The organism is Actinosynnema sp. NPDC050801 (genome assembly GCF_040673975.1).
In the GTDB taxonomy this organism is placed as follows: Bacteria; Actinomycetota; Actinomycetes; order Mycobacteriales; family Pseudonocardiaceae; genus Actinosynnema.
This window is the reverse complement of record NZ_JBFAQZ010000002.1, coordinates 744,438-762,983: the sequence shown is the minus strand read 5'-3', so window position 1 is coordinate 762,983 and position 18,546 is coordinate 744,438. Positions and strand designations below refer to the sequence as shown.

14 protein-coding genes are annotated in these 18,546 nt (G+C 70.5%); 10 read left to right on the top strand and 4 right to left on the bottom strand.

The annotated features are described in order from the left end of the window. Nucleotides 1-348: 348 nt before the first annotated feature. Nucleotides 349-2,490, bottom strand: a complete 2,142-nt coding sequence (locus AB0K14_RS07835) for an SNF2-related protein (RefSeq protein WP_360459658.1) — start codon at nt 2,488-2,490, stop codon at nt 349-351. Nucleotides 2,491-2,840: 350 nt separating this feature from the next. Then, nucleotides 2,841-3,401, bottom strand: a complete 561-nt coding sequence (locus AB0K14_RS07830; protein WP_360459656.1) for an EF-hand domain-containing protein — start codon at nt 3,399-3,401, stop codon at nt 2,841-2,843. Between the two features lie 285 nt (nt 3,402-3,686). Here AB0K14_RS07830 and AB0K14_RS07825 point away from each other — a divergent pair, with 285 nt between their 5' ends. From AB0K14_RS07825 to AB0K14_RS07815, 3 genes are all read left to right on the top strand, one after another. Continuing rightward, nucleotides 3,687-4,811: a lipase family protein gene (locus tag AB0K14_RS07825; RefSeq protein ID WP_360459654.1), complete on the top strand. Its 1,125-nt coding sequence runs from the start codon at nt 3,687-3,689 to the stop codon at nt 4,809-4,811. Nucleotides 4,812-5,255: 444 nt separating this feature from the next. Beyond that, nucleotides 5,256-6,566, top strand: a complete 1,311-nt coding sequence (locus AB0K14_RS07820) for an SGNH/GDSL hydrolase family protein (protein WP_360459652.1) — start codon at nt 5,256-5,258, stop codon at nt 6,564-6,566. Nucleotides 6,567-6,707: 141 nt separating this feature from the next. Next, entirely contained in the window at nt 6,708-7,349 is a 642-nt protein-coding gene (locus AB0K14_RS07815) for an FMN-binding negative transcriptional regulator (protein WP_360459650.1), read from the top strand. Between the two features lie 65 nt (nt 7,350-7,414). On the opposite strand, the gene AB0K14_RS07810 is transcribed toward AB0K14_RS07815, so the two are convergent. Then, a complete protein-coding gene (locus tag AB0K14_RS07810) occupies nt 7,415-8,656 on the bottom strand; it encodes an aminotransferase class I/II-fold pyridoxal phosphate-dependent enzyme (RefSeq protein WP_360459728.1) in 1,242 nt (413 codons plus the stop codon). A gap of 252 nt (nt 8,657-8,908) precedes the next feature. On the opposite strand from AB0K14_RS07810, the gene AB0K14_RS07805 reads away from it, so the two are divergent. The 7 genes from AB0K14_RS07805 (at nt 8,909) to AB0K14_RS07775 (ending at nt 17,996) form a co-directional block, all read left to right on the top strand. After that, a complete protein-coding gene (locus tag AB0K14_RS07805) occupies nt 8,909-9,862 on the top strand; it encodes a hypothetical protein (protein WP_360459648.1) in 954 nt (317 codons plus the stop codon). Between the two features lie 6 nt (nt 9,863-9,868). Next, on the top strand, nt 9,869-10,411 hold the full coding sequence (locus AB0K14_RS07800) for a hypothetical protein (RefSeq protein WP_360459646.1): 543 nt from the start codon (nt 9,869-9,871) through the stop codon (nt 10,409-10,411). Nucleotides 10,412-10,606: 195 nt separating this feature from the next. Continuing rightward, nucleotides 10,607-13,000 carry a TIR domain-containing protein gene (locus tag AB0K14_RS07795; protein WP_360459644.1) on the top strand — a complete coding sequence of 798 codons (2,394 nt, stop codon included), beginning with the start codon at nt 10,607-10,609 and terminating at the stop codon, nt 12,998-13,000. Then, the gene (locus AB0K14_RS07790) at nt 13,000-13,593 is read left to right on the top strand and encodes a WD40 repeat domain-containing protein (protein ID WP_360459642.1); all 594 of its coding nucleotides are present in this window, start codon (nt 13,000-13,002) and stop codon (nt 13,591-13,593) included. Before AB0K14_RS07795 ends, AB0K14_RS07790 begins: the two co-directional genes overlap by 1 nt. 40 nt (nt 13,594-13,633) lie before the next feature. Beyond that, nucleotides 13,634-14,119 carry a hypothetical protein gene (locus tag AB0K14_RS07785; protein ID WP_360459641.1) on the top strand — a complete coding sequence of 162 codons (486 nt, stop codon included), beginning with the start codon at nt 13,634-13,636 and terminating at the stop codon, nt 14,117-14,119. A 377-nt stretch (nt 14,120-14,496) separates the two neighbouring features. After that, complete coding sequence (locus AB0K14_RS07780; RefSeq protein ID WP_360459639.1) at nt 14,497-15,303, top strand: hypothetical protein; 807 nt, start codon at nt 14,497-14,499, stop codon at nt 15,301-15,303. Nucleotides 15,304-15,326: 23 nt separating this feature from the next. Next, the gene (locus AB0K14_RS07775) at nt 15,327-17,996 is read left to right on the top strand and encodes a tetratricopeptide repeat protein (protein WP_360459637.1); all 2,670 of its coding nucleotides are present in this window, start codon (nt 15,327-15,329) and stop codon (nt 17,994-17,996) included. 31 nt (nt 17,997-18,027) lie between these two features. Here the strand turns inward: AB0K14_RS07775 and AB0K14_RS07770 are convergent, their stop codons facing one another. Continuing rightward, entirely contained in the window at nt 18,028-18,516 is a 489-nt protein-coding gene (locus AB0K14_RS07770) for a hypothetical protein (protein WP_360459635.1), read from the bottom strand. Nucleotides 18,517-18,546 lie beyond the last annotated feature (30 nt).

Below are 18,546 nucleotides of genomic sequence, written 5' to 3'. Positions count from 1 at the left end.
TATGGGCTGGCGTGGCGGCTCTGCCGACGCCGCAGGATGTTTTTAGATCACCGTGTGCGTATCGGGAGTCGGTGCGACAGCGCACCGATGAGATCGTCGGTAGGCACAAGGTCCAGTTCCTGGAGAACCAACCAGCCGACGAGCCGGACGAAGATCAGGTACAGCAGTCGCAATACCACGCTTCACGATCATGCCCCTGAGGCTCGGGTGCACGGTCACCGCAGATCAGCGGCCCAGCGCAGAGTTCTGACACCCGGCGCGGTCAGGTCCTCGATCGGCGGCCATCGCGATGCGGCGTGGTCGGACAACCGCTCCTGCGACTCGGCGACGTCCCGTATGCGTCAGATCCTAGAGACCAAGGCGCTGCTGCTCGGCCTGCACCACTCGTTGCTCCACCGACACCGCTGAGTCCAGCGCGCTCGCGTGCGAGTGCTTCATGTCGCTTTCGCGCGCGTAGTGGTCGAACAGCAGGGTCTTGTGGTCGCGGATCTCCTGCACCCGCGCGTCCACGCTGTCCTTGACCAGCAACCGGTGCACGTGGACCTTGCGGACCTGGCCCATCCGGTGACAGCGCGCGATCGCCTGGTCCTCCGTGCTCGGCTTCCACTGCGGCTCGGCGATGATCACCACGGACGCGGCCTGGATGTTGAGGCCCACGCCGCCCGCCTCGATCTGGGCCACCAGCACCGCGTGGTCCTCGCACGCCGTGAACGCGTCCACCAGTTGTTGACGGCCCTGCGCCGACGTCGCGCCGGTCAGGGGACCGAAGACCTCGACGTGGTCCGCGACCGCGTCCAGCACGTCGTGGAAGTACGAGAACACCACGACCTTCCAGCCGTTGTCCCTCGACTCCTCGATGATCTCCAGCAGCCGCTCCAGCTTCGCCGACCCGCGGGGCGTGCCCGGCGCGTAGGCGGCGCGGCGCATCGCCATCAGGTTCCCCTCGCGCACCGCGTCGAGGTACGCAGCCCGGTCCTGCTTGCCGAACTCGATCCAGTCCTCCACCTCCAGCAGCTCCGGCAACTCCCCCAGCACGTCCTCCTGGTTGCGCCGCAGGTACACCGGTGCGACAACGCGGCGGAAGGCCTGCGCTCCCACCAAGGCGTCGATGGCACCCGTGCGGGCGGCGACGCTCGGCTGGAGGTAGGCGACCAGGTTGCGGAACTCCTCGACGCGGTTCTCCATCGGCGTGCCGGTGAGGAGCACGGCCCGCTCCGCGCGCTGCACGATCGTGTTGACCGCCTGTGAGCGCTGCGTGTCCGGGTTCTTCACGTAGTGCGCCTCGTCGACCACGACCAGCGCCGGGCGGAACCTCTTCGGCAGCACCAGTTTCGGCAACGTGCCGAACGTCGTCACGCCGACACCGCCCTGCGCCAACCACTCGCCGACCGCGCCGTCGCGGCCCGCGCCGTGCATCCGGTGCGGCACGAGGTCGCTGTGCCTGGCGATCTCGTTGACCCAGTTGACGACGACGCTCGCCGGGCAGACCACCAGGAACCCACGCCGCCCACCGGCGGCGAGGCTGGCCATCACCGCGATGGCCTCGATCGTCTTGCCCAGGCCCATCTCGTCGCCGATGATGACACGTTTGCGGGCCAGCGCGAACTTGGCCCCGAACACCTGGTAGCCGCGCAGCGACACGTTCAGCAGGCTGGTGTCCAGTGCGGTCGCGTCGACCTCGTGCTCGATGTCGGCCGGGACGAAGCCCTTGGCGGCACTGCGATCCGGCATCGCGTCCGCACCGGCGAGGTCGGCGAGGAGCGTGTTGTAGGCGGCCGCGTCGAGCTCGTAGTCGCGCCACAACGCGCGGTGATCCAGGTCCGGCACGCGCAGCTGCGTGCCCACCGCGCGCAACGCCGCCACGTCGCGACTGGCCAGCAGGGCCTCAAGCCGGTCGAGCGAATCGATGGCGGCCCGTCGGTTCTTCCGCGAGGAGAAGAACATCCGCACCCGGCTCCAGGCACGGGATGCGGCGCGCACGTCGGCGTCGACCGTGCCGAGCACGTCTCCGAGCGGCTCGCGCAGCGGACCGACGAGCTGGTTCGCCCGGCGCAGCTTGGACATCAGCTGCAGCAACTCGGTCTGGACGGGGTCAGCGCGGTCGGGGTTCAGCCGGACAGTCGTGTCGCGCGCGACGCCGTCGACGACGGCGCGGGCGACCCGCACGATCTGCTCGGCGGACTGCATGCCGACTCCGGGCACGCCGTCGAGCTGTTCCGGGCGCGCCTCGGCGACGTCGGCGACAGTCCGGTACCCGGCGGCCTTCAGCTTGCTCAGCCGCAGGTTCGCCTTCGTGTCCCGGAGCTTGTCCACCGGCATGGCGCGGAGCTGGTCAACCACCAGCGAGTCCCGGACCGCCTGGTACTTCGCGGCGGCGAGCGCGAGCAGCCGATCAGGTTCGGCGCGCACCTCTGCCGCCTCGGCGCGGAACGCCTCCGCGGCGGCCAGCACCGCGCGAGCATGCCTACCGACCTTCGACGAGTCGTCCACCCGTGTCCTTTCGTCAGGCGGTCCGAGAGTACCGGACCCAGACCTGTCGTCCGGGGTCGGAGCACGTGACGCAGTCGGTCGCGCCGCCGACGACGTGGCGAACCCAGTGGTTCCAACCGTTGGTTCGTCGGGGGTTGTTACCAGGCGATGGTGTCGTCGAGGTAGAGGCCGCAGCGCAGTCGAGTGCTTCCTGCCTGGTAACCGCTGGGCAGGACGGAGTCCTCGTAGTCGTGATGGCCGGCGCGGTAGGTGGCGAAGCCCCAGGTGGTAGCGGATCCGGTGGAGCGCAGCCGGAACAGCGGCGAGGTCTTGGTGGCGTCAGGGCCGGGTGAGGAGCGCTGTTGACCGGGTTACTCCACGAGCCGGCCCATCCACCAGTTGCCGGGCGCGGCCGGGTCGGTGCTCGACCAGAACTGCACGCACGCGCGGATGAACTCCTCGGCGGTGAGGTGGCCGTTGCCGTCGGTGTCGAGGTGCGCGAAGGCCTCGGCGGCCTCGGTCTCGGTCAGGTCCGGGAAGTGACCCCCCTGGAACAGGAAGAACTCCCGGGGGTTCACGCCACCGCCGGCATCGACGTCGGCGATGGCGAGGAACGCCTCGGCCAACGCGCCCACACTGGCCGCCGCGGCCTCCGGATCGTCGGCGAGCGAGCCGGTGGAGACGAGGAACTGCTCGCGCGAGATGGCCGTGCCACCACCGGCGATGTGCGGCAGGTGCAGGTCGCGCCAGATCCGCAGGTAGGCATCGACGATGCGCTGCTCGGACGGCGAGTCGGGCTCGTGACCGAGGGACTTGGCGACCCGCTTGCCCATCAGGACGTGGTCGTCCTCGGTGAGCAGCTCGTCCCCGTCGACATCCAGGTGGTCGAACCCCTGGTTGATCTTGGCCTTGAGCAGGTCGGTGACGGGCACGAACCCTCCGCATGTGATCAGGTGACGCAGACGGACACAGGATCAGGCCGTCGAGACCATGCGAGCAAGCCCCGAATGGATCTACCGAGGTCACTCGGTCGGGTCACACCGATGAGACGACGATTCAGGGCCTCTCGCGGGCTCCGCAGGTGGCCGAGCCTTCGCGGGTGATCTTCACCCTAGGCGGGGATTGTGCTCTCGCGCGCGCTTGGAGAACCTGGCAACGCATCCGACACGAAGGACTGACTTCCCATGGTGACGACCGGACGACGTCGATTTGCCGTGATGGCCGCGGTCGTCCTGGCAACGGTGGTGCCGGGGCACTCCAGCGCCGCCGCCGATCCGCGACCCGGCGACGTGCTGCGCGCCGAACCGGCGGTGTTCACCGTGGATCCGCTGCTGCGCCTCCCGGTCCCCGGCGTGCGCGCCACCCGGGTGCTCTACCACTCCAGCACCGCGACCGGTGAGCCGAACACCGTGTCGGGCACCGTGCTGGTACCCGCGGCTCCCCACCGGGGTCCACGTCCGGTCGTGGGGTACGCGGTGGGTACGCACGGCCTCGGTGACGACTGCGCCCCCTCGCGTCAGATGAGCCGGGGCACCGAAACGGAGGCGTTGCAGATCTCCGGCCTGCTGGCCAGGGGATGGGCGGTCGCGGTAACCGACTACGAGGGCCTGGGCACGCCCGGCCAGCACACCTACATGGTGGGCCCCAGCGCCGGACACGCCGTCCTCGACGTGGTGCGGGCCGCGATCCGGCTGCCTGCGGCAGGCCTGTCCACCGACTCCCCCGTGGCCGTGTGGGGCTACTCCCAGGGCGGCGCCGCCGCTGGTTGGGCCGCGCAAGAACACCCCCGCTACGCACCCGAACTGAAAATGGCCGGTGTGGTCGCGGGCGGAGTACCGGCGGACGTCGCCGCGGTGGCACGACACCTGGACGGCGGACCGTTCTTCGGGCTCGGCATGGCGGCTGCGATCGGGCTGGACGCCGCGTTCCCCGAACTGTCCTTGCCGGACCACCTCACCGATGCCGGCCGTGCCCTGGTCGCAGCGCACCGCGACGACTGCCTCATCGGGCTGCTCCCGCCGTTCGCGCTGCGCACGTTCGCCCAGCTGACCACCACGGACCTGCTCGCACACCCGCAGTGGCAGGCCGCGTTCGACCGCAGCCGACTCGGCGGCACGGCACCTTCCGCGCCGGTCCTGCTGCAGCACGGCCTGCTCGACGAGGTCATCCCGTACTCCGTCGGGACAGGTCTTCGCGATCGGTACTGCGCCCAAGGCGTCACCGTCGAGTTCCAGACCTACGCGCCGGCCGACCACGTCCTCGGCGCCCTCGTGACCGCTCCGGCCGCGACCGCCTGGCTCGGTGACCGCTTCGCCAACGCCCCCACCACCGACACCTGCTGAAAGCCCCTCACACCCCGACGGACTTCGAGTGGCGCGTGCATTCCGAGACCAGGGGCATACGTCTGGCCGAAGCGTCCCAATTGGCTCCAACCCTGAGGTCTCCTGGACGATTGACAGCTTCAGGCACGTACGACAGCCTGACTGTCCAGTGTGATTCCGCGAACGACGTTCGCCGGGATGTGCGTAGCCGCGCTCGACCCGCTGGTGTCGTCCAGCACTCCACCACCTCACCGATGGCGCAGGCCGTCGATTACGGACGTTAGGTAAGCGCTTTCCAAAGTGTTTCCGCCTCAACCTCGACGCGAGCTCGGCCGGGGAGGTGAAGTGGAACACCGGGTCGACCGACGCCAACCCGGCTGGACCTTCGAACCCGAGTAGCCGACTCAGGCAGGAGAACCCCCGATGCATGCCGACCACCGCGGAACACGCAGACGCCTCCGGCCCGTGGCCGTGCTCGCCGTCGCGGCCGTGACGATCGCGCTCGTCGCCCCGACGGCGCAAGCCGCGGCCCGTGTCCTCATCGACGAGACGTTCGGCTCCCAGACGTCCCCGACGAACTTCGGCTTCCCCACCGGGGCCGCGGTGGCCAACGGGGTCCTGAACGTCACCAGCGGGATGCGCAACTACACCACGTCGGTCAAGGCGTTCGACGCGGCCGTCGCCGGTGAACGCACCCTCGACCTGACCTTCGACTGGCGGACGGCGGTCGCCACCAGCGGGAACAAGACGGGTGTCGAGCTGCGCGACAGCCAGGGCAACCTCGTGTTCTCGCTCGCCGGCACCACCACCGAACTGCGGTACGGCCTGGCCGGCCCGGTGTCCGACTCGACGTCCGCACCGGACTCGCTCAACCCGACGTGGACCAGGGTCGCCTACGACCGCGCCAAGTGGTACACGGTGAACCTGCACTTGGACTTCACGCTCCAGCGGGTGCAGTACACGATCTCCACCAAGGAGACCTCCGCGCGGGTGATGGCTTCCGGCACGGCGAACATCACCGGTAGGAACCTCGCGAAGCTCGTCGCGTGCAACTATTACGGGGCGGGCGTGCAGTCCATCGACAACTTCCGCCTCAGCGCACCGGCGACCGCCGTCAACGGGCAGCTGCGGGGCAAGACGGTGTACGCGTTCGGCGACAGCATCGTCTTCGGCCACTCCTACGCGCGCAGCTTCGTGAACCTCACGGCCGAGCGCGAACTCATGAACCTGACCAAGTACGCCGTGAACGGCGCGGCGATCGGCCCCTCCGCCAACCAGATCATCACCCAGGTTCGCGGGGCCGCCTCGAGGTCACCCGACTACGTGGTGTTCAACGGAGGCACCAACGACGCCGAACTCATCTACGCCAACCGGTACCGGGTCGGCGCCCTGGCGGCCGGCTTCGACCCCGCCGCGTTCGACAGGTCGACCTACGCGGGCTCCCTCGAGACCACCATCCACGCCATGCGGACCAAGTGGCCGACCGCGCGGATCGTGTACGTCGCCGTGCACAAGCTCGGCTCCCGCGACTGGAACACCCAACTCGCGATCCGCTCGGTGACGTCGCAGATCAGCGCCAAGTGGGGCATCACGGTCGCGGACGTGTTCAACGACGCCACCCTGGACACCCGCATCGACAGCCACCGGGTGGCGTACACGTTCAACAGCCTGGTCAACGGCTACCCGGGAACCGGCGGCACCGGCACGCACCCGAACATCGCCGGTATCACCGCCTTCTACGTCCCGGTCCTCACCGACGCGTTGACCCGACCATGACCACGGGTCCCAGGATCCGCGACGTCCGCCAGGCGCGTGGAGTGGCATCTTGAACTCGGTCACCATTGGACCTTTCAAGCTGCCACTTTGGCGGGCAGTCTCGGTAGGAGAGTCGTTCGCCGCCGAAGGGGTTGTCCTGACATGTACGTTCCCGCCCACTTCTCTCCCGGGGACGAGGCGGTCCACGACCTGCTGACCGACCACGGAGCCGCGGACCTGGTCACCGCCACGCCCGACGGCCTGGTCGCCACGATGCTGCCGTTCGTCTACGACCGGGAGCGGCAGGTCCTGCTGGGACACGTCGCCCGCAACAACGACCACTGGCGCCGACCGGTGATCGGTGACGCGCTGGTCATCGTGCACGGCCCCGACTCCTACATCACACCGTCCTGGTACGCGACCAAGGCCGAGCACGGGCGGGTCGTGCCCACCTGGAACTACATGACCGCGCACGTGTACGGCACCCTGACCGTCCACGACGACCCCGACTGGGTCGCCGAGGTCGTGCACCGCCTCACCGACCACCACGAGGCCGACCGGGAACATCCGTGGTCGGTCGACGACGCGCCGGAGAAGTTCATCCGCGGGACGTTGAAGGCCATCGTGGGCGTCGAGCTGACCATCACGCGCGTCGAGGCCAAGTTCAAACTCAGCCAGAACCGCCCGGACGCCGACATCGACGGCGTGATCGCCGGACTCCGGCGGCGCGGTGACCAGGCGGGCGCGGACGCGGTCGACAGCCACCGTCCTCACCCGACCTCCCGCCACCACTCCCCCCGTTAGCGCGCCCGGCGGTCCACGCGAGGCACATCAAGCACCACGCCGGCCGCCGACGCGGCGGTACGCGGTCAGCCGAGCAGGCGCTCGGTCGCGGCGAGTCTGACGCACAGGGTCAGGCCGTCCATCGCCTCGGCGAGTTCGGGCAACGGCGGGTAGGTCGGCGCGATCCGGATCACCGTGTCGTCGGGGTCCTTGCCGTAGGGGAACGGCGCCCCGGCAGGCGTGAGCGCGATGCCGGCCTCTGCCGCCAGGTCGACCACCCGGGAGGCACAACCGGGCATGAGTTCCAGTGAGACGAAGTAGCCGCCTTGCGGGGTGGTCCACGACGCCACGCCGGTGCCGCCGAGCTGTTCGGAGAACGTCCGCTCGACCAGGTCGAACTTGGGCTTGAGCAGCTCGCGGTGCCGTGCCATGTGCGCGAGCACGCCCTCGGCACTGCGCAGGAGACGCACGTGGCGCAACTGGTTGGTCTTGTCCGGGCCGATCGTGCGCTTGCCGAGGTGACCGACGAACCAGTCCAGGTTGGACTCCGACGCACCGAGGAAACCGACGCCCGCGCCCGCGAACGTGATCTTCGAGGTGGAGCCGAAGACCAGCGGCCGGTCCGCGTTGCCCGCCGCCTCGCACGCATCGAGGAGGTTGTCGATCTCGCGCGGTCGGGTGGTGAGGTGGTGCACCGCGTAGGCGTTGTCCCAGAAGATCCGGAAGTCCGGTGCGGCGGCACGCATCCCGGCCAGCCGTCGCACGGTCTCCGGCGAGTAGACGTCGGCCGTCGGGTTGCTGTACTTGGGGACACACCAGATGCCCTTGATCCGGGCGTCGTCTGCCACCAGCCGCTCGACCTCGGCCAGGTCCGGGCCGTCGCCGGTCAGCGGCACCGGGATCATCTCGATGCCCAGCTTCTCGCAGATCGCGAAGTGCCGGTCGTAACCGGGGACCGGGCACAGGAAGGCCACGCCGTCGTCCCGCCACGGCCGGTCGACTCCCGGCACGCCGAACAGCACCGCGTGCACCAGGTAGTCGTGCATCAGCTCAAGGCTGGAGTTGCCGCCGGCGATCAGCCGCTCCGGCGGCACGCCCAGCAGCGGACCGAAGATCTCCCGCAGTTCCGGCAGGCCGCGCAGCCCGCCGTAGTTGCGGGTGTCGGAACCGTCGGCGGCGTGGTGATCACCCGCGCCGGGGAGTTCGAGCAGCGGCGTGGACAGGTCCAGCTGCTCGGCCGAGGGTTTGCCACGGGTCAGGTCGAGCCGCAGGCCGCGCGTCCGCAGTTCCTCGTGCGCGCTGCGCAACTGCGCACCCATCTCGGACAACTCTTCGCGGGGCAGGCTGGAGAACGTCACCGTCGCATGATCCCTGATGGTGATTCCGCCCTGCCACGGTGGGGTGGCCGGCACCACCGTGTTCCCCGGATCACTGCCGAGCCAGACCGGCCATGCGGTTGACCACAGACTTGTCGCCGAACGCACCTGTCCCCTGGGTTCCTCACGACAGCGTGGAACCCCGATTTGTGCGGATGACATTTCCCGCGTCGGCACTACTGTCACGTCGGCTTGGGGGTCCGGATGATCGACATTCCACCCGACGACGGGGTTGACGGTCGTGCCGCGACGGCGAACACGCACAGCGGTGTGGCCCGCGACGTCGTGCAGGCACGGGACATCCACGGCGACGTTCGCCTGGACACGCCTTCCCTGCCGCGGTTGTGGCCGTCCGCCGCGGTGCTCGCCGTGGCGGTGATCGTCGCAGCGTCGATCATCGCCTGGCCGCGGTCGGACGACCCTACGACCGGTGCGCCGACGGACCTGCAGGTGGGGATCGACATGTCCCACAACGACCAGGGCCCGTGGGGGTACGTCTCCGAGTCCCCCGACTTCCCCGGCGACGCCATCGTGGACCGGCTGGCCGAACCGATGGCGGCAACGAACCGTGACCTGGTACGGGAGATCCGCACGTTGGACGGGGCGATCAGCCTCCACCGCCACCAGGTCCGACTGCACCTGGTAGGTCCCGTCGGAGGTACCAGGGTGACCGACATCAGGCCGGTCATCCGGAGTACCGCACCGCCGCCCTCCGGCAGCCTCGTCCACGCGCCACCCCAAGGAGGTGAAGAGTCCTCGCAAGTGCTGCTACTCCTGGACGACGGGTTCCCCGTGCTCCAGGACTCCGAACCGATGCCCTCACCCCCGCCGGGCGAGGCAGGCCGTCGGATACCCACCGGCCCGTACTTCCCCGGGCACACGATCAACCTCGCCGCCGGCGAGACCCACGAGATCGCGCTGACCACCGTCGTGAAGTTCCGCAGCTACGAGTACGACCTGGTGATCACCCACCAGACCGGGAGCGAGATCCGCGAGAAGGCGGTCGACAACAACGGCCAACCGTTCCGAGTCGCCGGTCGCTCGTGCAGCAGCGAACACGTCGCGTCCTACCAAGCCGCCTACCGGTTGACCACCGGTTTCAGCGTGGTCGCCGAGTTCGACCCCGCTCGCATCGATCTCAGCCCGAGCCGCTGCTGACCGCCCATGCCCAACGACAACCGCAAGCTGCTCGGGTGGAGCATCGTCGCCGCCGTGCTGATCATCCTGGCCGCCCTGGTCGTCCGAACGTTGCTCGACTCCCCCGAGATCGTGCAAGGGCAGGCTCCGACGACCACGACACGATCGTCGTCAACGACGACCCCTCCCGCCGGTCGGACTTGCGACCAGGTCAAGAGCACGGACGCGGGCGACCAACCAGTGCCCACGGCCCTGCTCGCACAGGTGCGCGCGATCCACGAGGCAGCGTGCCAAGCGGACCCCCGCGCACTGCTCGACATCCTCCGCACCACACCGGGCCATGAACTGCCGGAACTGACCCTTGAACAACTACGCACCGACCCCACGGCCAAGGCGGCTCTCGCCCTTGCCCTCGAAACGGCTCCACGCCCAGACCAGGGCGGCCACACCTACTGCGCGCCGAACGGCGCCGCTGCGGTCTTCGGACGCGGAACCCTCAACCGCCCAGGCGGCATCACAGCCTTCACGACACGGCCCACGCCCATGACCGAAGGACTCTGCCGGGTGTGACGGCACGGCCACGCCGCGGTCCGGCTGCTGCTCGTGCGCGTCGGTGGCCGAGGCAACGAACGGTGACGACGCCTGTCGGGCACGGTGAAGGTGCGGCGAAGCCGGGAGCTGTCGGAAACCGCACCGCTCGCCGCACGCGGTCGCGTAATGTCACCGATGGTTACTTGATGTCACCCAGCACTGGCGGGGGATCGGGTGGTTGACGAACGGCCGGGCACCTCTTATGACGCCTTCCTGTCCTACAGCCACGCCGCGGACGACCGGCTCGCGCCGGCGGTCGAAGTGGGTCTGCACCGGCTGGCCAAGCGGTGGAACCAACTGCGGGCGCTGCGGGTGTTCCGCGACCGGACCAACCTCGCCGCCAACCCCGACCTGTGGGGCACCATCACCGCCGCGCTGGACCGTTCCCGCTTCTTCGTCCTGCTGGCCTCACCCGAAGCGGCGGCGTCGCCGTGGGTGGGACGCGAGGTCGAGCACTGGGTCGAGCACCGGGAGCGGGACACCTTCCTGATCGTGCTGACCGGCGGCACGATCGCCTGGGGCGGGGACGACTTCGACTGGGACCGCACCGACGCGTTGCCGCCGCGGCTGCGTGGCTGGTTCACCGCCGAGCCGCTGTGGGTCGACCTGAGTTGGGCGCGCGAGGAGGCGCAGCTGTCGCTGGGGCACGCCGGCTTCCGCCGGGCCGTGGCGGCCTTGGCGGCGCCGATCCACGGCCGTGACGTCGACGCCATCGACAGCGAGGACGCGCGACAACACCGACTCGGCAGGCGATTACGCCGGATCGCGGTGGGCGGGGTCGCGCTGCTGCTCACCGTCGCCTCGGTGTTGGGCGCCCTGCTCTGGTCCCGGACCGAGGACCAGCACACCGCGGACCTCTCACGGCAGCTCGCGGCACGCAGCCAGGCCGTGGGCGACCGGGACCCGGAGTTGGCCCGGCTACTCGCCCTGGCCGGTCACGCGGTCGACCCGACCGACGAGTCGCGCACGGCGATGCTCCTGGCCGCCGACCGCGCCGGCCTGGCCGCCATGGACGGCGGCGAGGACCCGGTTCACGCCGTCGCCGTCGGTCCACGCGGCACGCTGGTCGCCGGGGCGATGGAGGTGCGCCACTGGGACCTCGCCACCCGCCGGGAGGTCGCGCCCACGCAGCCGTTGGACGACGGCCCCGTCAAGACGGTGGTGTTCAGCCCCGACCTCTCGCACCTCGCCGTCACGAGTCGGCGCAAGGTGCAGGTGTGGACGTTGGACGAGCAGGGCGTGCCGCGCAACCCGCGGCTGGTGGCCACCCATCCCCTCGACGACGCCGATCGCCCTGAGCACCGGACGGTGGCGTTCAGCCCCGACGGGAGCCTGCTGGCGGTCAGCGGGTCGGAGCATTCCGTGCAGCTGTGGGACGTGCGGACCTCCCAACGGGTCGCCCACGGTGACCTCGGGCCGCAGTTCCCCGCCATCACCACGTGGACCTCGAACGTGGCGTTCAGCCCGGCCGGGTCACTGATCGCGACCAGTGGCCGCGACGGGCGGCTCCGGTTCCGCGACGCGACCACCCTCACCCCGGTCGGCGAGCCGCTGACCGCCCACCCGACCGACACCACCGACCACGCCGCACCCGCCGTGGCCTTCAGCCCGGACGGCGCGCTGCTGGCCACGACGAGCCCGGACGGCGTCGTCCGGCTCTGGGACACCGCCGTGCGCCGTCCGGTCGGCGAACCCCTCACCGCTCCCACCAGCGGCGACCCGACCACGGCACGCCCTTCAGTGGCCTTCAGCCACGACGGGCACCTCCTGGCGACGGGTGGCCGTGACGGTGCCGTGCGGCTGTTCGACGTCAAGACCCGACGCCAGGTCGGCGACCCGCTGCCGGGGCACGCCGGTCCGGTGCTGTCCGTGGCGTTCGCCCCGGACGGTCCGACGCTGGTCTCCGGCGACGGCGACGGCGTGATCCGCGTCTGGGACGTCGAGAACCACCTGCGGACCGCCGACCCGATGACCGGCCACCCCGGCCCGGTCCACGCCGCCGCGTTCAGCCCCGACAGCCGGTTCCTGGCGACCGGCGGTGACTACGGTAGGGGTTTCGCCCCGCCGGCGCAGGGCTCCTACTGCGCCGAGCGCAGCCAGGACGTCTGCGTCTACGGCGACGGGTGGGAGGCGTCCCTGACCCGCCTCGGGTTCGACCCGGGGCTCCTGGACGACGACGAGGTCGCCCACCTCCGGTCGCGGGTCGTGGACGGACCGACCGTACTGCTGTGGGACACCGCCCGGCGCACCCCGGTCGGCCGGTTGACGACGGGCGACACGCGGACCGTGCGCTCGTTGGCGTACAGCCCGGACGGCTCGACGCTGCTGGTCGGCGGTGCGCAGGCGGGGCCGGGCGTCGCGACAGCCGGCACCGTGTCGACGGTGGATCCCGCCACGGGCCGGGTCCGCGTCGCCGCCCAGTACGGCCCGATCCGTCCGGTGTGGTCGGTGGCCTACTCCCCGACGGCCGGACGGTGGCGCTGGCCTCGAACAGCCTCGAACGCGACGGCGAGAAGGCCACGGTCCACTACTGGGATCCCGCAGCCGGGACGTCGACCCGAACCGTGATGAAGGGCCGGACGGCGTACACCACCGCGTTCAGCCCGGACGGCCGGATCCTGGTCGCGGGCGCGGAGGACGGCGCCGTGCACCTGTGGCCCGTCAACGGAGGCGACGGTGTCACGTTGGCGCAGGCGCACGACGGACCGGTCCGCTCCGTGGCGTTCAGCCCCGACGGCACGACGCTGGCCACCGCCGGTTCGGACAACCTCGTGTGGCTGTGGGACGTCGGGACGCGCAGCCGGATCGGCGAACCACTGACCGGGCACAGCGGGCAGGTGTTCTCGGTGGCGTTCAGCCCGGACGGCGAGTTGCTGGCCTCCGGCGGCGGGGACGGCACGGTGAGGCTCTGGCAGGTCGCCTCCCGGCAGCGGGTCGGGCCCACGCACCTCGCCCACGACGGCGCCGTCCGGGCGGTGGCCTTCAGCCCCGACGGCACGATGCTCGCCGGGGTCGGAGAGGACGGGTCGGTGCGCCTGTGGCGGGCCGACCACCTGGTCGACGTCGAACGCGCGCTGTGCGCCCGGGTGAGCAGGTCGCTGACGGCCGAGGAGTGGGCCGAGTACGCGCCGGACGTGCCGCACCGGCAGGTGTGCCCGTGACCCGGCTTCTCGGACGGCGCGATGAGTCGGAGAGGACTCGATGATCCGCAGTCGCATCCTTATCACGGTCTTTGCGGCGGTCGCGCTCGTCTCGTGCGGCGGGGCCGATCGACCGACACCACCGACCACCTCGACAGCCGCCTCCACATCCAGGGTCGTACCGCTCGACCCCGAACAGCGGCTCCGGGAACTCGACACCACCTACGGTGTCAACTCCCTGCTGTCGTGCTCGCCGGAGCGTCTCGACAAGGCGCGCTGCGCCGACGAACTGATCGGCGCCGGCAGAGCCGTCGAGAAGTTCAAGGAAGCCGTCATCGCGGACGAGACCACGACAGCGGAGCTGTCCCACAAGATCGTCGAAGCAGCGGACGACGTCCTGGGCGCGGTGAACGTCATGAAGAAGGGAGGGTGCAACGGCATGGGCCCTCCCTCCGCCGCCGAGGGCTCCCTGTCGCTGTGCGACACCTCCGCGATGATCGCGGTCCTGGCGTGGATGGAATTGCAAGCCGTTGCCAGTGGTCAGTGAGGTCCACGCGATCGGGATCCCAGTGGGCGAGTGCCCCGCCGGGAGGTACCCGCAGACCGGCGACGGCGGCGGGCCGGGCCCGTCCGCAGTCAGCGACCCGTCCGGCAGCGAGGGCGGGCGATCACCCGCGCGGCCAGCACCGGCGTCAGCACCGACTGCACCCATGCGCCGATGACGAAGACCCGGTGCCGGCGGTGCTCGCGAGCGCGCCGCGCGTCTCGTCCGGTCGAGTGGAGTTATACGGCCGAACGAGCGACCGGTGCGTCAAGTGACGTGGAGCCGCCTGCCGCAGTAGGTAGAACCGCCTGGTTCGTCGACGCACCACGCGGTCTGCGTGTCGGTGGAGGGGTCGTATGGTGGGTTCGGGTGGACACGCGGTGCACCGCACGATGGTCCTGGTCGACGTGGAGGGCTTCGGGACGCGGTCGCGGACGCTGCCGCATCAGCGCAGCACCCGCGACGGGCTGTACGCGGTGGTAGCCCGAGCACTCGCTGCGGCCGGGGTGCCCTGGGAGGCGTGCTACCACGAGGACCGCGGCGACAGCGTGGTGGTGCTCGTCCCGCCGGAGTACCCCAAGGCGCCGCTGGTCGAGGTGCTGCCCGAGGCGTTGGCGCGGGCGGTGCGCGGGCACAACACCACCAGCCCCGACGCGGCACGCGTCCGGCTTCGGTTGGCCGTGCACGCCGGGGAGGTCCTTTTCGACGACCACGGCGTCACCTCCACCCCGCTGACCACCGCCTTCCGACTCCTCGACGCCGCACCCCTCAAGACCGCGCTGGCCGACTCGCCGGGTCTGCTGGCCATGGTCGTCTCCCCGGTGGTGTTCAACGACGTCGTGCGGCACTCCGCCGTGATCGACCCGGCGACCTTCCGGCCGATCCGGGTCACCGTGAAGGAACTCCGCGACCACGCCTGGATCGCTCTGCCCGATCACCCCTACCCACCGGATCCCACGGTCCTCGACCAGCCGCCCACCGACCTCGCGCCTGACCACCAGGCCCCGGACACGGCCGACGGCGACACAACCCGGACCGGAGCCCAAGGGTCGCGAAGCGTGAACATCGTCGGTGGCGTGCACGGCACCGGACCGGGGATCACCATCGGCGCGGCCACCGGCGACCACCTCACCATCGGCCCACCACCACCTCCCGGGCGGACCGAGGAGCCCAGGGACCCCCGGTAGCCGACGCGGACCACGGGCACACCGTGTCGGCACCCGACGCCGCCCAGGACGACACCACCCTCGAACCCGACACCAACGACACCACCGACACCGGACGGGCGACCACGGCACGCACATCGTTACAGGTCCACGGCGGAGTCAACGCGACCGGCAACAGCACCGCCATCGGCAACCTCGTCGGCAACGTCCACTACCACCAGCCCTCGCCTCGGGTCGCATGGCCGGTACGGGTGGGGATCCCGGACGCACCGGCGGACCACTACCAGGAGCGCCAGGCCCACGCGGCGCTCGTGGAGACGTTGACCGCGGGACGAGCGGTCGTGGTGGTCGGTGTCCCGCCGCGTGCCGGGGTAGTGGTGTCGGGGTTGGGAGGTGTGGGCAAAACCCAACTGGCAGCCCGCCATGCCTGGCAGACCTGGCCCGACACCTCGGTGGATGTGGCGGTGTGGGTGTCGGCGCTGTCGCGCGACGCCGTGGTCACCGCCTACGCCGACGCCGCCGTGCGGGTGCTGGTCGAGCAGGACCCGCGGATCGCCGACCGGTCGTCCGACGAGGCGGCGGGGTTGTTCCGGGAATGGCTGGCGGCGACGTCGCGGCGGTGGCTCGTGGTGTTGGACGACGTACAGGACCCTGGCGACCTGCGGGGGCTGGAACCGCCGGCGAGCCAGGGCGGGCAGGTGGTGATCACCAGTCGACTGCGCGACCGGGCGTTGGCGCGCGGCGGCCACCGGGTGATCGAGTTGGACGTGTTCACCCGAGGTGAGGCCGTGGCCTATTTGGCCGAGGCGCTGGCCGGCACCACCGATGTCGCCCACCGAGGTCAACTGGAGAGCTTGGCGGCGGAGCTGGGATGGTTGCCGTTGGCGCTGGGCCAGGCTGCGGCGTACATCGTCGATCAACCCCTGCTCACCGTGGCCGGCTACCGGACAATGCTGGCCGACCGGCGACGCACCCTGTCCGAGCTGACCCCGCCCGAGCACTCCCTTCCCGAACACCAGCTCACGGTCGCGGCGACCTGGTCCCTGTCGATCGAACGCGCCGACCGAGCCGACGACGCCGCCCGATCGAAGGGCGCAGGACTGGCCAGACCGCTGCTGGAACTGGCCGCTCTGCTCGACGCCAACGGCACCCCGCTGGCGGTGTTCACCGGTCAGCCCGTCCTGGACCACCTCACCGCCCTGACCGGACGCGAGATCGCCGCCACCGACGTCCACGAAGGACTGAGCCGACTCCACAGGTTCCACCTGATCCGCCTCACACCCGACCGGCCCGCACGCGCGGTCGCCGTGCACGCCTTGGTCCAACGCGCGGTCCGCGACACCCTTGCTCCCGACCGGCTGCACGCCCTAGCCCACACCACCGCGGATGCGCTGAACACCGCTTGGCCCACGATCGACACAAGGGATCCCGAACTGGCTCAGGCGTTGCGATCCGGCACCGACACGCTCCATGCCAACACCACCCCCAGCCTGCTCAACCCCGGGCTGAACGCCGTGCTCAGCCGCGCCGGTGAGTCCATCGGCGACACCGGCCGGTTCCACGCCGCGCTCACCTACTGGCACGCCCTGCACGACCAAGCTCGGACCCACCTCGGTCCTGACCACCCCGGCACCCTGACCACCCGCGCCAACGTCGCGTTCTGGCGGGGCAGGGCCGGTGATCCGGCGGGGGCAGCAGCCGAATTCCAGGTGTCGCTTGCCGATTACCTGCGAGTCCTGGGCCCCGACCACCTCGACACCCTGACCACCCGGGGCAACCTCGCCCGCTCGCTGGGTGAGGCCGGTGACCTGGCGGGAGCGGTAGCCCAGTTGGAGGTGCTGCTGGCCGACCGCCTCAGGGTCCTGGGACCCGACCACGCCGACACCTTGAGAACCCGCAACAACCTTGCCTACTTCCGTCGTGAGGCCGGTGACCCGGCGGGGGCGGCCGCCGAGTTCGAGGTGGTGCTGGCCGACCGGCTGCGCGTCTTGGGACCCGACCACCCCGACACCTTGGAAACTCGCAACAACCTCGCCTACATGCGCCACGAAGTCGGCGACCCGATGGGGGCCACCGCCGAGTTCGAGGTGCTGCTGGCCGACTACCTGCGCGTCCTGGGACCCCATCACCCCAACACCCTGACCATCCGCAACAACCTCGCCCACTGGCGAGGTGAAGCCGGTGACCAGGCAGGGGCGGTTGCCGAACTGGAGGTACTGCTGGCCGACCGGCTCAGGGTCCAGGGACCCGACCACCCCGAAACCCTGACCGCCCGACACGACATCGCCTACTGGCGGGGTCGAGCCGGCGACCAGGCGAGGGCGGTTGCCGAACTGGAGGTGCTGCTGGCCGACAACCTGCGCGTCCTGGGACCCGACCACCCGAACACGTTGACCTCCCGCAGCAACCTCGCCCGCTCGCGAGGTAGCGCCGGTGACATGGCGGGAGCGGCAGCCGAGTTCGAGTTGCTGCTGGCCGACCGGCTCAGGGTCCAGGGACCCGATCACCCCGAAACCCTGAAGACCCGCAGCGATCTCGCCTACTGCCGACATGAGGTCGGTGATCTCGCGGGAGCGGTAGCCGACCTGGAAGGACTGTTGGTGGACTGCCTGCGCGTCATGGGACCCGACCACCCCGGCACCTCGACCACCCGCAACCGCCTCGCCGAATGGCGGCGGGCGGTGGAGCAGCAGGGCACCGACACCGGGACGTGACAGCCGTGCTGTTGCGAACGTGCTGGGCAGGTCAGCCCTGTAGCGGCTGCTTGAGGCCCGGCACCCGTTCCGCGCCGTAGAGCGTGCCGAGAGCCGTGTCGACGAGCTGGTCCACGGTCACGCCACGCTGCCCGGCGACGGTCTTGAGCGCCTCGTCACCGGCGGCCATCAGCGGTCGGGCGTCGAACCGCCAGGAGCCGGACTCCTTGCGGAACCGCAGCTCCACACCGGCGGACTGGCCGCGCGAGGTCATGTCCACCCGCGCCGTGTCGCCGTCCACGACCACCGTGCCCAGGTCGACGTTGGCCAGGCTGTTCTCGCTCACCATGCCCTTCGCCACCGCCGCGGACACCAACCGCCCGACCGACATCCCCCGCAGCTGGCCGGCACCGAACTCGGCGCGCAGCACGTAGACCAACATCGACGAGGTCACACCGTGCCCGTGCACCTGCTGCTCCGAACCGGTGAGGGCGAGGTCGCGGGCCTTGGTGTAGTAGCCCAGCATCTCCTGCGTCGTCATGGGTCCGGCGGGATGACGTGGGACGAGCCG

What these genes read in the sequence shown, in the direction of transcription:
- AB0K14_RS07825 (WP_360459654.1), top strand. Translation starts at nt 3,687, where the DNA reads ATGGCCGCGGTCGTCCTGGCAACGGTGGTGCCGGGGCACTCCAGCGCC.
- AB0K14_RS07815 (WP_360459650.1), top strand. Translation starts at nt 6,708, where the DNA reads ATGTACGTTCCCGCCCACTTCTCTCCCGGGGACGAGGCGGTCCACGAC.
- AB0K14_RS07805 (WP_360459648.1), top strand. Translation starts at nt 8,909, where the DNA reads ATGATCGACATTCCACCCGACGACGGGGTTGACGGTCGTGCCGCGACG.
- AB0K14_RS07800 (WP_360459646.1), top strand. Translation starts at nt 9,869, where the DNA reads ATGCCCAACGACAACCGCAAGCTGCTCGGGTGGAGCATCGTCGCCGCC.
- AB0K14_RS07790 (WP_360459642.1), top strand. Translation starts at nt 13,000, where the DNA reads ATGAAGGGCCGGACGGCGTACACCACCGCGTTCAGCCCGGACGGCCGG.
- AB0K14_RS07785 (WP_360459641.1), top strand. Translation starts at nt 13,634, where the DNA reads ATGATCCGCAGTCGCATCCTTATCACGGTCTTTGCGGCGGTCGCGCTC.
- AB0K14_RS07770 (WP_360459635.1), bottom strand. Translation starts at nt 18,516, where the DNA reads ATGACGACGCAGGAGATGCTGGGCTACTACACCAAGGCCCGCGACCTC.